At 68.9% G+C, this 14,241-nt stretch carries 13 protein-coding genes; 11 read left to right on the top strand and 2 right to left on the bottom strand.

Annotated elements, in window-relative coordinates:
* Window positions 1-12: 12 nt before the first annotated feature.
* From ACLJWH_RS15760 to ACLJWH_RS15750, 3 genes are all read left to right on the top strand, one after another.
* A complete protein-coding gene (locus tag ACLJWH_RS15760; protein WP_411142333.1) occupies window positions 13-1,068 on the top strand; it encodes a major capsid protein in 1,056 nt (351 codons plus the stop codon).
* A gap of 298 nt (window positions 1,069-1,366) precedes the next feature.
* Window positions 1,367-1,693, top strand: coding sequence for a hypothetical protein (locus ACLJWH_RS15755; RefSeq protein WP_411142594.1), 327 nt, complete (start codon window positions 1,367-1,369; stop codon window positions 1,691-1,693).
* A gap of 7 nt (window positions 1,694-1,700) precedes the next feature.
* Window positions 1,701-2,552, top strand: coding sequence for a hypothetical protein (locus ACLJWH_RS15750; protein WP_411142332.1), 852 nt, complete (start codon window positions 1,701-1,703; stop codon window positions 2,550-2,552).
* A 24-nt stretch (window positions 2,553-2,576) separates the two neighbouring features.
* On the opposite strand, the gene ACLJWH_RS15745 is transcribed toward ACLJWH_RS15750, so the two are convergent.
* Window positions 2,577-2,783 carry a DUF397 domain-containing protein gene (locus tag ACLJWH_RS15745; RefSeq protein WP_411142331.1) on the bottom strand — a complete coding sequence of 69 codons (207 nt, stop codon included), beginning with the start codon at window positions 2,781-2,783 and terminating at the stop codon, window positions 2,577-2,579.
* Between the two features lie 32 nt (window positions 2,784-2,815).
* Window positions 2,816-3,682 (bottom strand): helix-turn-helix domain-containing protein, encoded by an 867-nt coding sequence (locus ACLJWH_RS15740; RefSeq protein WP_411142330.1) that lies wholly within the window; start codon window positions 3,680-3,682, stop codon window positions 2,816-2,818.
* A 1,132-nt stretch (window positions 3,683-4,814) separates the two neighbouring features.
* On the opposite strand from ACLJWH_RS15740, the gene ACLJWH_RS15735 reads away from it, so the two are divergent.
* The 8 genes from ACLJWH_RS15735 (at window position 4,815) to fxlM (ending at window position 14,168) form a co-directional block, all read left to right on the top strand.
* Window positions 4,815-5,030: a DUF5999 family protein gene (locus tag ACLJWH_RS15735; RefSeq protein ID WP_411142329.1), complete on the top strand. Its 216-nt coding sequence runs from the start codon at window positions 4,815-4,817 to the stop codon at window positions 5,028-5,030.
* The gene (locus tag ACLJWH_RS15730) at window positions 5,027-5,881 is read left to right on the top strand and encodes an endonuclease/exonuclease/phosphatase family protein (protein ID WP_411142328.1); all 855 of its coding nucleotides are present in this window, start codon (window positions 5,027-5,029) and stop codon (window positions 5,879-5,881) included. Before ACLJWH_RS15735 ends, ACLJWH_RS15730 begins: the two co-directional genes overlap by 4 nt.
* An 83-nt stretch (window positions 5,882-5,964) precedes the next feature.
* Window positions 5,965-6,561 (top strand): hypothetical protein, encoded by a 597-nt coding sequence (locus ACLJWH_RS15725; protein ID WP_411142327.1) that lies wholly within the window; start codon window positions 5,965-5,967, stop codon window positions 6,559-6,561.
* Window positions 6,558-7,157, top strand: a complete 600-nt coding sequence (locus tag ACLJWH_RS15720) for a DUF6624 domain-containing protein (RefSeq protein WP_411142326.1) — start codon at window positions 6,558-6,560, stop codon at window positions 7,155-7,157. The genes ACLJWH_RS15725 and ACLJWH_RS15720 overlap by 4 nt, the downstream gene beginning before the upstream one ends.
* A gap of 304 nt (window positions 7,158-7,461) precedes the next feature.
* Window positions 7,462-7,638: an FxLD family lanthipeptide gene (locus tag ACLJWH_RS15715; protein WP_411142325.1), complete on the top strand. Its 177-nt coding sequence runs from the start codon at window positions 7,462-7,464 to the stop codon at window positions 7,636-7,638.
* An 86-nt stretch (window positions 7,639-7,724) separates the two neighbouring features.
* Window positions 7,725-10,796 (top strand): lantibiotic dehydratase, encoded by a 3,072-nt coding sequence (locus tag ACLJWH_RS15710; RefSeq protein WP_411142324.1) that lies wholly within the window; start codon window positions 7,725-7,727, stop codon window positions 10,794-10,796.
* On the top strand, window positions 10,793-12,064 hold the full coding sequence (locus ACLJWH_RS15705; RefSeq protein WP_411142323.1) for a lanthionine synthetase C family protein: 1,272 nt from the start codon (window positions 10,793-10,795) through the stop codon (window positions 12,062-12,064). The genes ACLJWH_RS15710 and ACLJWH_RS15705 overlap by 4 nt, the downstream gene beginning before the upstream one ends.
* A 22-nt stretch (window positions 12,065-12,086) precedes the next feature.
* A complete protein-coding gene (gene fxlM / locus ACLJWH_RS15700; protein WP_411142322.1) occupies window positions 12,087-14,168 on the top strand; it encodes a methyltransferase, FxLD system in 2,082 nt (693 codons plus the stop codon).
* Window positions 14,169-14,241: the final 73 nt, after the last annotated feature.

The following is a 14,241-nucleotide window of genomic DNA, read 5'->3' as shown; positions in this document are numbered from 1 at the left end:
AGGCAGCCGGCGATGACCATTCAGGACCTGATCAAGAACGTCGCGGCCCGCGACCTCACGACCTTCGCCCGCGCCATCCCTTCACCGGTGGACCACCTGCTCACCAAGGACGGCGGGATCATCCCGACGCTGGAGCAGGACGAGGTGAAGTGGCGGGTCAAGGACAACGGCCGGTACGTCAACGTTGCCAAGTACCGCGCCTTCGACGCCAGCGTCCCCTTTGCGTCCCGCGAGGCGTGGCAGACCACCCGCGAGGGCATGCTGCCGCCGCTCGGACAGAAGCTGCTCGTCGGCGAGCAGGAGCAGATCCTCCTGGAGACGTCCCGCGGCGCGGACGAGGACCGGCTGATTGAGCTGCTGTACGACGACACCGAGCGGCACGTCGAGGCGATCCGCTCCAGAGTAGAACTCGCCTGGGGCGACGTCCTGGTCGACGGGAAGTTCTCCCTCGTCGCGGAGAACGGCTTGACCACGGAAGTCGACTGGGGTGTGCCGGTGGGCAACCTGCCGACCGCTCCGAAGCTCTGGTCGGACCCTACATCGGATCCGATCAAGGATGAGCTGGCGTGGATCCAGTATCTCGACGACCGGGGGGCGCCCGCTCCGGACGTGGTGCTCACGAGCCGGAAGGCGTTCAGCCTCCTCGCCGCGAACAACGCCTACCGGGCGGCCTACTTCGGCAGCGTGAACCCGTCGAACACGCCGACCGCGACGCTCACCCCGCAGCAGATCAACGTGGTGCGCGATAACTATGGCCTGCCCCCGGTCACCTTCTACAAGGGCCAGGTGCGCGTCGACGGCGTGCAGACGAAGGTTCTGCCGGAGGACCGCTGGATCATGCTGCCGCCGGACCGTACGAAGTGGGGGCAGACGATCTTCGGCGTGACCGCGGAGGGCCTGGCGCTCTCACGCGGCACGAATCCGGAGATCACCCGCGAGGACCGTCCGGGAATCATCATCACCAGGGGCGCACAGGATGACCCGGTGCAGATCTGGACCAAGGGCGCAGCAGTCGGCATGCCGGTGCTCCACACTCCGGACGCCCACATCGTGGCGAAGGTGATCTGATGAGTGCCCGACTCGCGGCCGCGGTTCACGTCGAGCACCCAGTCAGCCGGGAGTGGATTGTCCTGGCTCCGGGGCAGGAACCGGAGCCGGAGGTCGCGGCTGTGATCACCAATCCGGACGCGTGGCAGGACGGGACCTCAGCCGCTGACGAGACGCCGGAGGGATCTCCGGCCGCTGCCTCGCCCAAGCCGGTCCCTGCTTCGAAGCGCACTAAGGCCGCGCCGGCTGCCGGATAACGCCCGTGCCGGGACCTCCTACTGGCATCAGTAGGAGGTCCCGCTTCCCTAGGGAGATCGTGATGGATGGGGCAATCCTTGCCTGGCTGCTCGCGCAGCTCGGCACAACGGCAGACCAGGCTGACCTTGCAGCCCGCTACGCCCGCCTGGGCAGCGCACGCAAGGTTGCCAACGAAGTCCTTACCGAGCGCCGTGCCAGGCTGCTGGGCGAACCGCTGCGCATGACGGTCGACGGCGTGGTCACCATCGACCAGAGCAACAACCTCGCGGGACTGGAGCGGCAGATAGCGGGCCTCGCCGAACTCGTCGCCCCGGACGATCTGGCAGTCGGTGAGGCGGGCGTCGATCTGGTCACCGTGCCTCTCCTGCCGCTCCGGCGGACGCGGTAGAGCGTCCATGTCCTACGAGTGGCCGCCGTTGGTTCCCGGAGATCCCGACAAGATCGCGCGTCGGGTCGCTGCTGTCCTCGACGACGCGTGGCAGCGTCTCGCCGGCAAGCAGCGCGAGGTGATCGTCCGGTTCGCGGACAACCCGAGGACGCCGTACACCCTGGCGACTCTGGAAGAGTTCAAGGAGGCGATCCGCGCCTTCCGCAAGCGCGTTGATCAGGAAGCCCGGCAGTTTGTGCAGCGGCAGCTCCCTCACCTGTACGAAGAGGGCGGGAGTGCGGCAGCCGAAGCCTTGGGTGTGACCTTCACGTGGACCACGTTCCACCGCGACGCGCTCCAGTCACTCGCGGCAGACTCGTACGCTGATTTCTTCCGTCGCTCCGAGGAAGCTCAGCGCATGGCGGGCACGTTCTACCGGGCCGCGCGCGCAGCCGCTCGCCGCGAGGTGCCGTTGCTGGCGGCAGGCAATACCACGGCGAAGCAGGCCGCAAAGAGTCTCGCCGACCGGCTCGCCACCGAGCACCAACTGACCTACGTCACCTACCGCAACAGCGCCCGTATGCCCATCCGCGCCTGGGCCGAGGCCGCTACCCTTGCGAAAAGCGCCGTCGCCTACAACGCTGGAACGCTCAACAGCACGCGCTTGGCCGGCGTGGACTACGTCGAGGTGTTCGACGGATTCGACTGCGGTTGGATCAGTCACACCGACCCCGACAAGGCCAATGGCACTCTGCGAACGATCGAGGACGCTGCCGCGGCGCCGATCTCGCACCCGAGGTGTCGGCGAGCCTTCGGCCCGCGGCCGGACGCACACGACGCTGCTACGGCGGCGGCACCGTGGCCCCCTCACGTCGACTGAGGGGGCCACCGTGCCTGAACCGGGTCAGCCAGTAACGTCCGAGTCGACGCTGCCGGAGCAGACAAGTCCCACGAACGACGCCCAGGCCGCCGTCGGCACGACGAGTGCGGGACCACTCTTGTTCTTGGAATCGCGGATAGCTACCTGGCTGGTCAGGTCCGCGATCTCAACGCATGAGCCTCCGGTGTCGTTGCTGTGCGAGGACTTGAACCAAGCGGACTCTTCGGCCACGTCAGGGGCCGTGATGTGTGTATTGATGGCTACTACCACTCTCGTGTTAGTTCTTGCAGGAACCCGGCCGTACGAGCCGGGGGCTGGGCGCTGTCACGCATGGCGTCGAAGCGGCGGACATTCCTCTGGACCTCGCGCTGCTCGTCCGTGACGCTGATGGTGTTCGGCATGTCCACCTGGACGATGGGGTCGAGGGCGTCGGGGAAGTTGAGAATCGCGAAGTTGCTCTCCGAGCGGTAAGTCACGACATCGTGCGTGAGGATCTGGATGGTTACGTTTTCCAGGCGGCTCAGTTCCACGATCTCGTCGTACTGCTCACGCATGACCTCTGGCCCACCCACCATGCGTCTCACGGCCGTCTCGTCCATGATGACGCGTAGCTCCAACGGGCTCTCAGTCCGGGTGATCAGCTCTTTGCGTTCGAGGCGGAGCCGGACGTTCTGGTCGATGTACTCGGTGGTGGTCTCGTCTACGGGCTTCGCGATCACGAACAGGGATCGGGCATAGGCATCCGTCTGGAGGAGACCGAACACAAAGTTCGGCTGGAAGGCACGCATAACCGTGGCGTCTTGCTCCAGCCCTCGGTATGTCGGCATCTTCGACGGCATGAACGCCTTGTAGGGGGTCCACGGTTCCTTGCTCAGTGACTCACGGTGGAGCTGGAGCAACGTCTCCTGGTCCTCCTTGGGGAGGTCCTCGTCGTAGAGGTCCATGAGGGCTTCGAGATCACCCACCCGAGGCAAATCGTTCTCGCCGATCTCGACACGTGCGAGCTTCGTATGCGAGAACCCCAGCTCCTTGGCTACGTCCTGGAGCGTGAATCCGTTCTTCTCCCTGAGCTTCCTCAGCTCCTTGCCCAGCTCTCGGCGCCTGAACGTGGCTCCCCGCTTCGCTGCCACCTTGTCTTCCTCTCCCCGTCTTGTGGGTGCTCGACTGGCACCGTGTTGGTGCTCAACTTGGCTGCTGTCAGGTGTCGGTGTGCCTCGTGCCCCTGAGTGTGCCACTCCTTGTCTCCCCTCGAACAAGACCTTGTTAGAGGTTGGGCAATTGCCAATTTTCAAGCATGTGTTGTTGCGCTTGCACAGTAACTCGCACATGCATCAAGGTGGTTCTACCGGTCAGGCCAGCGCATCTGAAGAGGGTGAGTTGCCGAGCGGCGCCGGGGTGCTGTCTGCGCTGTGCAGGGGGCGGCCCTCACTGGCCGATGAGGCAGCAGCACCCCGGCTTGAGTCTCCCGTACTACCTACTGTGGCAGGTAAGGAGAAGTCGATGTCTCTGCACCCCTTCAAACCGGTGGGAGCCGGCCCCGCAAAGCGTGATCTGGTCGCCCTGCCGACTGGGTACGTCCTCGCGGTTGAGGGGAGCGAGCCGTCGCCCGTCGCTTCGCCGAAGTTGCGGAATCGGGTACAGATCGGAATTTTGCTCAAGGTCGCTATGGCACTGGTTGCCTTCGCTGCCGTGATGGGTGTCGGGGTGTTTCGCAGTCACTCCGTCGCCCCCTAGACCGTCACCTCCGCGGTGCTGTCCCCACCGTGTCGTGGAGGTGACTTTCAGCAGGGGTTTCTCCGATTCCATGAGGCCGCCACGCGGGGTGGGCAGCGGCAGGCCCGTGGTTCCCGCGGAGGAACGGCGCTGCTGTTCACGCTGTCACCTGCCGACGGCGTGAGCTGCGCGTCCCGGTCGCCCTTTCCTGTGAGGGCGGCCGGCCCGATCGCTCAGTTCCATCACCCCTAAGCCGTCACCTCCACGGTGCTGTCCCCACCGTGCCGTGGAGGTGGCATCCAGACGGGGTTTCTCCGATTCCACGAGGTCGCCACGCGGGGTGCGCGGCACGTGGGTCCTCACGTCGGAGGAATGACGCTGCTGCTCACGTTTTCCACTGGCTGGGCGTGAGCAGCACGCCCGGTCGCCCTCATCTCGGTGAGGGCGACCGGCCCTCAGTCCAGGCAGCCGCCCAGCCGCAGCCCGGTGGGCGGGCGGTCCAGCGCCCCCGCATTCGGCTTGTCCCTCTTCTGTGAAAGGACCTTGGCGATGTGTCAGCATGTACCGCCGTGCCCGGCGGCGGAGTCCTCCGACCGGGAAGCCGCGCACCCTGTGGCTCGCCATCCGGAGCAGGGCTGGAGCCTTCTGTGCAACGGTGTCCTTCTCTTCGAGGACACCGGTGAACTCCTGCCGGGCGGCCGGATCATCGCGCCGCACCGTCCGCTTACCGGCTCCGCCGGGGTGCTCGCGGGGCGGTCGGTATGACGGAGACCGTTCGGTTCGGTTCGTGGAACTTGTTCAACGGCGGCATCGACGGCGTCAACGGCCGTGACGAGAGCCGCCGGCACAGCCAGATCGAGATCCTGGCTGCGCTCCAGTGCGACGTGCTGGCCCTTCAGGAGCTGACGGGGTGGGAGGCGGAGGACTGGCGGCGCCTTTTCGAGCTCGCCAATGCCTTGAAGATGGTCCCGCTGCCGCCGGTCACGTCGCACATCGGCAATGGTCGCAATCATCTGGCGCTGCTGTACCGGCCCGAGAAGGTGCGGGTGGTGGGGTACCGGCCGGATCTGGGCAAGGGAGCTCTCCACCATGGGCTCGCCCGTGCCCGCCTGGCCGTGGAGAGCGAGGAGTTTCTCGCCTTCGCCACCCATCTCGCGTGGAGCGAGGGGGAGACGCGGCTCAAGGAGACGCGCTGGGTCACCGACTACGGCGGAGTCTTCCCCGGCTGTCCGCAAGCCGCGGTGTGTCTTGGCGATCTGAACGTACCGAGTAACCAGGACCCGGAGCCGGACTGGAACTTGGTGCCGCGGAACCTGCATTCGCGCTACCGGCTCATGCGGGCGGACGGCTCTTTCGGCGACGTGGATCGCCGCGCGCTGCGGGTGCTGCTGAACTCGGGCTGGATCGACCCGCAAACCCTCGTGAGCGAGGCGAGGGCGGCGACGGTCGGCTACTGGTACGCCAACGAGCCCGTGCCACTGCACCTGGACCACATCCTGACCACCCGGCAGATCAAGGTGCGGGCCTATCGGACCCACGACACCGCCCAGGCCCGCGCGGCCTCCGACCACCTGCCCATCTACCTCGACGCGGAACTGGGGGAGGTCCGGCAATGACGGCACATTTTCCCGGCCTTTCGGGTTTCGTCCGCGGTGCTCTGGCTCTGCTGGGATCCCCGCGTCGGCGTCCGGCCGCCCCGATGCGGGCTGCGTGCGCACCCGCGGCTTCGGGCCGCGCTCTCGCCGAGCGCCGCGAGGGACAGGCACAGGAGCGCGAGGCCGCCGAGGCTCTGGGCGGGGCGCTGCGGGCGGCCGCCATTTCGTGGCCGGTGCGGGCCGTGGATATCCCGTCCGTGTCCGTGGTGACGGTGGGTGTGGGGGGAGCGGACGAAGCCCACCGTCTCGCCGCATTGATCCGTGAGAACCTGCCGGAGCCCTACGCCGCGGCGGAGGCTCTGCGGGTCGCGCTGGATTCCCTGGGGGTACGCGCTGCCGGCCTGCGCCTGCGGGGCGGGTGGGTGGACATCGGGCACATCACGCTGGCCGACGGGGAAGTCCTGTGCGACGTGCTCGGGGTGCCGCAGCCCGGATGCGATCCGTGGGACTGGCACCAGATCGAGGCTCTGGCCCTGACGCTGGGCAAGGCCGTCCGGTCCGTCGTCGGCCAGTCGATCGATGCCGACTTCACGCCGTCCTGCGACGCCTGTCAGCGCAAACCCGCGATCGAGCTGGGGGGCCTGCCGCCTGAGAGCGCCCGCCGCCTGGCCGCGAAACTCACCGGGACGGCCGCATCATGACCGCGCCACAAACGGCAGCTGGAGGGCAGCGGCCCGACATCGGCCGCGATCTCCTGGCGCGCGCGGAGGCGGCCCGCCGCCACTGGAGGCTCCCCGCGCCCCGCCACGCGCATCTGAGCGACGTCGAGGCGGACGCGATGAAGCACGTCGACCGTGCCAATACCCAGGTGCTGCGGCGGATCGTGGCCGAGCACGGATGGCCGGGGCGCACTCTCGTCGGGGAGGAGGCCGCCCGCGCCGCGTGGCTGATCGCCCTGCACGCCGACGACTACGAGGTCCAGAAGGCCCTGCTGCGAGTGCTGACAGAGGCTGTCCGGCAGGGCGAGGCGACCCAGGCGCAGTGGGCCCACTTCTTCGACCGGTGCTGTGTGCAGGAAGGCCGCCCGCAGATCTATGGCACGCAGCACCGGTACGGGCCCGCCGGCATCGAGGTCCTGCCGATCCACGAGCCGGACCGGCTCGACGCCCGCCGCGCCGGCGTCGGACTGCCCCCCTATGCCGTCAGCTCGCAGGCACTGCACCAGCACCACACCGAACCGGACACCGACCTCGACGCCGGCGACACCGAAACGCCTGCTGAAAGGGGCGCCGCGTGAAGGCCACGAAGTCCCCACAGCCGGGCCTTTCCTTTCGTGCGGGCGACGAGGCAGCAGCCTGACTTCTCCGGCCGACTGCCGCCCACAGACTCCGTCTCGGCGGGCCGGTTGCCTTCGAGCCCGGCTTATCGAGGCGGTCAGTCCCCGCACCGGAACGAGGAGCTGACGCGCCCGCGCGATCAGCGCCGAGACCGGTTCGGGTGGCCGGGAATCAGCCCTGCGGCGTTGTGGTCTCCATACGCTCCGCACGTAGGTCCCGGCAGTACCACCATCCGCAATTCGATTCGAAGACACGGGAGTTCGCATGAGTCCCCAGATCACACACACCACGAAGGCGAAGCCCCAGGGCTCGGGTACGGAGTCGGACGGCTTCGACTTGGACGTCACCCTGGTCGAGGTCTCCGACACCGCCGGTCTGATCAGCCTGACGAACGACAACTGCGGCACCACCTGCGGCGCCTGCACCACCAACGTCGCCTGATCTGAGGCGCACGTCATCTCAGGCCGGTGCCTTCGCGACTCTCCGCGCGAAGGCACCGGCCGCCCATCTGGACCACGGAGGTTGTGATGACTTCGAGCACCGCATTTCGCGCCGGGAAGACCGCTCTCCTCCGTGCTGTCGCTCGGCCGGAACTTACCGTTTCCCCGTGCCCTGACCTTGATGACCCGTCCCCTCGCGGCGCGGCTGCCCGGCTCGCGTGGTTGCGCGAGGTGTGGTCCGAGGAGGACGTTGCAGAGGCTCTGGAGCACGCCAGCTCTGCTCTCGCTTCGCAGGTGCGCGCCCTGTGCTCGTCCAGCGCCCCGGCCGCGCGTGACGTGCGGCGTGCCGTCGCCTCAGTAGCGCGCTACGTGCTGCGTGCCGAACACCGGGCGACTCCGTTCGGCCTGTTCGCCGGCGTGGCCTCGGCCGCCATCGGGCCCAGAGCGCGCATGATCTGGGGCTCGGACCACGCGGTTGTCGGCCGGGCGAGTGCGGAGTGGCTGGCTGCCGTGGTCGAGCTGCTGGAATCGTGCCCCGAGCTGCTGGAACGTCTCCTGGTGGTCGTCAACAACACCACTGCGAAACGCGGTGACCGGATCATCGTGCCGTACAAGTCCGACCCCCAGGGTGACCGTCGGCGTGCGGTCGAGGCATCCGTGGCCCTGACCGGGCCCGTGCGGGCAGTCCTGGACGCAGCCCGGGAGCCGATCCCCGTGGGTGTCCTCGCGGACAAGCTTGCTGCGGAGTTCCCCGCGGCGGGCCCCGGGAAGATTCAACGGCTCGTACGGGAGCTGGTTCAGCACGAGGTACTGATCACGAACCTGCACGCACCGAGTACGGAGACCGACGCTCTGCACTACCTGCTGAGCCAGCTCGACGCGGTGAGCGCCGGCAGCGTGGCGCCGGTCGCTGATACGGTCCGCGATCTGCATGCGGTGCAGGTCGACCTCAGCGGTTGCGGTTCCCGCAGCGGCCGGGCCCGCGCCGCCGCGCGGATGCGGGCTCAGGTCCCAGGGTTGAAGCGGCACCCCCTTGCTCTGGATCTTCGGCTGGACGTCCAGATCGAGTTGCCCGAGGCGGTTGCGCAAGAGATCGAGCGTGCCGCCAGTGTCTTGACCCAGGTGAGCGCCCACCCGTACGGGACTGCGGTGTGGAAGGCGTACCAGCGGCGGTTCTACGAGCGGTACGGCATCGGCACGATGGTGCCGCTCAACGAAGTCGTCGCCGACAGCGGCACGGGCTTTCCCGACGGGTACCCAGGCAACCAGGCCGCTGAGGACCGCTCCCGCCTCTCTGTCCGGGACGACACCTTGGTGCGATTGGCTCAGGCTGCCGCTCTCGACGGACGCGAGGAGGTGGTGCTCACCGACGATCTGATCGCCGCGATGGACCTGGGGCCGGAGCGCCCCAGGGTGCCGCCGCACCTGGAGGTCGGTGTCCGGGTGTACGCGGCCAGCGTCGAGGAGCTGCACCGCGGGCGCTTCCGCCTGGAGCTTGCGAGCGTGTCCCGTGGCGTTGGGGTCACCACCGGCCGGTTCCTCGGCGTGCTGGCCCCCGAGGACCGCGAGGGGCTTTCAGCGGAACTGGCAGACCTGCCGACCGCAGACGCCGGCACCGTCGCCGCCCAGTTGTCGTTCCCGCCTCTGCTGTCCACGAGCGCCCACGTCACGCGTGCTCCGCAGGTGTTGCCCACGGTGATCAGCGTCCAGGAGCACCGCGCCACCAGCAGCGACGTACTCACGCCCGACGACTTGGCGGTGGCATGCGACGGCCGCCGTATGTATCTGGCGGCACCCGAGCTGGGTCACCGCGTCGAGGCAGTGGGGATGCACGCGCTGAACCTCAACACGCACACCCCGCCGCTGGTCCGGTTTCTCACCGAGCTGTCCCGCGCTCAGTGCGCGCAGGTCACCTTGTTCGACTGGGGCGCCGCGAGCGTGATGCCGTTCCTGCCTCGACTCCGCTACGGGCGCACGGTGCTTGCCCCCGCCCGGTGGCGGCTGGAGGCAGCCGACTTGCCCGGCCGCGACCGCCCCCAGGCCCAGTGGGACACCGCCCTTGAGGAATGGAGGGCGCGGCGGCGGACGCCGCAGCGGGTCGTCCTGGCCGAGGAGGACCGGCGCCTGCACCTCGACCTTGGCCAGGCCGGACACCGCGCCCTGTTGCGCCAGCATCTGAACCGCGTCCGTCTGGCCGTTTTCGTGGAAGCTCCGGCCGCCGACGCGTACGGCTGGTCCGACGGCCGTGCGCATGAGGTCGTCATGCCGCTCAAGGCGACGCGACCGCCGGCGTGGCCGCTTCTGCCGACCCCCGCACCGGCCCGCACATTCTCCTGGGCGCAGATCCAAACGCCCGGAGTCTCCTCCCTGCTGCTGACCACCTTGTACGGCGACCTGCGCCGCCAGGACACCCTGCTTGCCCAGCATCTCCCGGTCTTGCTGGACCGGCTCGGCGGCCCGCCGTGGTGGTTCATCCGCTTCCGCGACCCGGATCAGCACTTGCGGGTGCGGATCGCCCTGCCGGATCCCGATGCCTTCGCCGAGACGGCCCGCACGATCGGCGCTTGGGCCGATGAACTGCGCACCAGCGGACTCCTGTCGGACATGCGCTTCCCCACCTCCTACCGTGAGATGGGCCGTTGGGGTTCGGGGGTTGCCTGGAACGCGGCCGAGGAGGTGTTCCGCGCCGACTCGCGTGGCATCGTTGCCCAGCTCTCCCAGTCCCAACGACCGCAGCAGCGTGCCCTGGTGGCCGCACATACGATCGCCATCGCCACCGCGTTCCTCGGTAGCACTGGGGAGGGGATGCGCTGGCTGATCGAACATATTCCGCCGGCCGCGCCCGCAACGGTGCCGCGTCCGCAGTTCACCGAGACCGTACGGCTGGCCGATCCGTCCGGCGACTGGGCAGCCCTGCGCGGTGTGCCAGGCGGGCACACCATCGTGGAGGCGTGGGCCGATCGGAACGAGGCGCTCGCCGCCTACCGGCCGCACCTCCCCGGGCCGGACACCCAGGGCATCCGCCTGGACGACGTCCTCTCCTCGCTCCTGCACGTGCACTTCGTGCGGCACGTCGCGGTCGACTTCGCCGAGGAAGAGATCTGCCTCTATCTCACACGTGCCGCCGCCCTGTCCTGGATGTCCCGGAGGGCACGGTGACCCACCCCCTCGCGCTCAAGACGGTGGACGCCGTCGCCGACCTCCTGGCCGACCCCGCCACCGCACCGATGGGGCCGGATGCGTCCCTGCACCGTCAGCACCTCGCGTACGGGCCGACCGGCATTGCCCTGCTGCACATTGAACGGGCCGCCGCCGGCCTGGGGCCGTGGCAGCGCGTCCATGACTGGCTCGCCGCAGCCGTTCGGCAGCCGTTCACCAGCGGCCCCGACAGCCACCCCTTCTACGGCGCACCCGCCCTCGCGCATGCCATGGCCTGCGTCGGCGACCACCTGCCTGGCGCCTACCAGCGCGCTCGGAGCACCCTGGACCGGCAGATGAGCGCCGACAACCGTCGCCGCTTGGAGGCCGCGCACCGCCGCATCGACACGGGGCGCCTACCGGAGTACGCCGAGTTCGACACGATCCGGGGGCTGGCAGGCTACGGTGCCTACTTCCTGCGCCGCGACCCCACCGGTGCCGACGTGAGCGCCATCCTCGACTACTGCGTACGCCTCACCGAGCCGGTGACCTGCGGCGGCGAGGCCCTGCCGGGATGGTGGACCCTCAGCGGACCGTCCGGCCGACAGGACGACCGCTTTCCGGGTGGTCACGCCAACCACGGCATGGCCCACGGCGTCGGCGGCGTGCTCGCGCTGCTGGCCCTCGCCGCCCGACGCGGCACGTTCGTCAGCGGCCACCGCGATGCCGTCCGCACCATCCTGGCCTGGCTGGACCGGTGGCAGGAGAAGACCGGCCAAGGCGAAGCGTGGCCCTACTGGGTTACGCGAGACGAGCTGCGCACAGGCCGCCCCGATCCGTCCCCGCCGCGGCGACCGTCGTGGTGCTACGGAACCGCCGGCCTGGCCCGTGCCCGGCAACTCGCGGCCCTCGCCCTCGGCGACACCGACCGCCAGGTCGAAGCGGAGAACGCGCTCGTGTCCGCTCTCACAGATCGCGCGCAGCTCAAGGCGACCACGGACAACGGACTGTGCCACGGCTTCTCCGGCCTCGCCCACATCGCTGCCCGGACCGCCGACGACGCGCACCCCTCCACCGCCGGACAGCTCCGAGCGGCGATACCGCCGCTTCTCGCCGTTGCCTGCCCGCCCGGCACCATCCCCAAGTACACGGCGGAGGCGGTCATCCAGAACGAAGAAGCAGGACCCGGATTCCTGAACGGCGCCGCCGGTATGGTGCTGGCGCTCCTGGCCCCCGCCACCACCGCCCCACCCGAATCCGCCTGGGACACCTGCCTCCTCATCGCCTGACCACCGACCGAAGGACCCCGCCATGCCCCCGGACCGCTGGCACCAGCACAACGTCACCTTCGCCGACCGCGCGAGCGGCAAGCGCGCCATCGCCGAACACCTCGGCCCCGCCCTGCTCGCGGCCGAGGAAGACGGACAGCTCACCAACTGGTGGTTCATGAACAAGCAGCCCTGGCCGCTGCGGTACCGCTCCGCTGAGCCGTCCCCGCTGATCGAGTCCGTGTTGAGCGATCTTGCCGACAGCGGCACGATCACGGGGTGGCTGCCCGGCATCTATGAGCCGGAGACCACTGCCTTCGGCGGGACGCACGCCATGAACGCCGCCCACGAGCTGTTCCACCAGGACAGCCGCCACCTGCTCACCTACCAGCCCGGCCCCGGCCGGCTGGGCCGCCGCGAGACCGTCGTCCTACTGATCAGCGCCATGATGCGGGCCGCCCGCCTGGACTGGTTCGAGCAGGGCGACGTGTGGGCGAAAGCCGCCGCCCTCCGACCGGCGCCGGAAGAACTGTCGCCCGACCGGGCCGCCGCCCTGGGCACGGCGATCACGAAGCTGATGACCGTCGACACTCGCAGCCTGTGCCGTCCGACCGGTCCGCTCGAAGGACACGACGAGTGGGTGGCCGCCTTCGAACGGACTGGTGGCACGCTCGCCCGCCTTGCTTCCTCAAGCGGGCTCGCACGCGGCCTGCGAGCAGTCATCACCCACCACCTGATCTTCCACGCCAACCGCGCAGGTCTCCTCCCGGATGACCAAAGCGCCCTGTTCAACATCGCACGAGAGGCAGTCATGGGATCGAGTGACAACACCGCGTCGCCCGCCGAGGGAACGCCCGAAACCACTAGCGTCAGGTTGGTGAATACCGACACGCTTGCCGCCTCTGAGGCTGACGCGGCCCAGCTCCGCAACGCCCTAGTCGACAAGATCCGCGAGTCCGGCTATGCCCGCACCTCCGCGGTCGAGACCGCGCTGCGCACCGTGCCCCGCCACCTGTTCGTGCCCGAAGCAACGCTCGAAGACGCCTACGCCAACACGGTGGTCGACGTCAAATTCGACACCGATGGCACGTCGATCTCCTGTGCCTCCCAGCCCCAAATCGTCGCGATCATGCTGGATCAGTTGGACGCCCAGCCTGGCGAACGCATCCTCGAACTCGGCGCCGGCACCGGCTACAACGCCGCGCTGCTTGCTCACCTCGTCGGCGAGACCGGCCACGTCACCACCATCGACGTGGACGACGACCTCGTGGAAGGGGCTCGTGCGCACCTGGCCGCCGCCGGGTTCACCAACGTCGAGGCGCTGACCCGCGACGGAGCCGTCGGTCACGCGGCGGGTGCTCCGTACGACCGAATCATCGCCACCGTCGGTGCGCACGGCGTCCCCCACGCCTGGATGCAACAACTCGCCCCCGGTGGCAGGCTCGTGGTTCCCCAGCGCCTCAAGGGCAGCGTGTCCCGCTCCATCGCCTACGAGGAGCGCGATGGCCGCTGGACCAGCGTCAGCAGCAAGATGAACACCTTCATGCCGCTGCGAAGGGGTATCGCCGACGACGACCGCCCCGTCATCCCGCTCAGCACCGACGGCACCGTACGGCTCCAGACCTCCGCTGGACAGCCCATCGACGCTGCGGCCCTGGCCGGAGCGATGGAGCAGCCGCGCACCGAGGAGTGGACCGGAATGATGGTCCGCGTCATGGAGTCGCCGGAGTGGATGGAGCTGTTCGTGTCCTGCTCCCTGCCCAGCGGCCTGATGCGGATGCTGTTCCCGAACGACGCCAAGGGGACGCTGCTCACGGAGGACCCCTACCCGTCCTCAACTGCTGTCGTCGACAAGGGCGCTGTCACCTACCTCGCCCGCCGACTGTCGGAGAAGAAGACCCCCCAGGGCGGCAAGCTCTGGGAGTTCGGTGTCATCGGCCACGGCCCCGGCAGCGACGAGCTGGCCGCGCGGGTCGCCGACGCAATTCGCACCTGGGACCGCGAGTACCGCGATCGTGAGGCCACGTTCGAGATCCAGCCCCTCGACGCCCCGGCCATCGAGCGGGCCCCCGGCCTGTTCGCTCTCGACACCCCACTGAACCGCATCGTCGTCGACTGGCGATGACGCCCGCCCGGCTGTGAAGAAGGTGGTGCCCGTCGCGTGGCGGACGGGCACCACCGGTTCGCCCCAGCTCCAT

Origin of the sequence: Streptomyces sp. x-80 (assembly GCF_046549095.1) — a bacterium.
GTDB classification, from domain to species: domain Bacteria; phylum Actinomycetota; class Actinomycetes; order Streptomycetales; family Streptomycetaceae; genus Streptomyces; species Streptomyces celluloflavus.
Note: the sequence above shows the minus strand (reverse complement) of the source record. Positions and strands in the feature narration are given on the sequence as shown.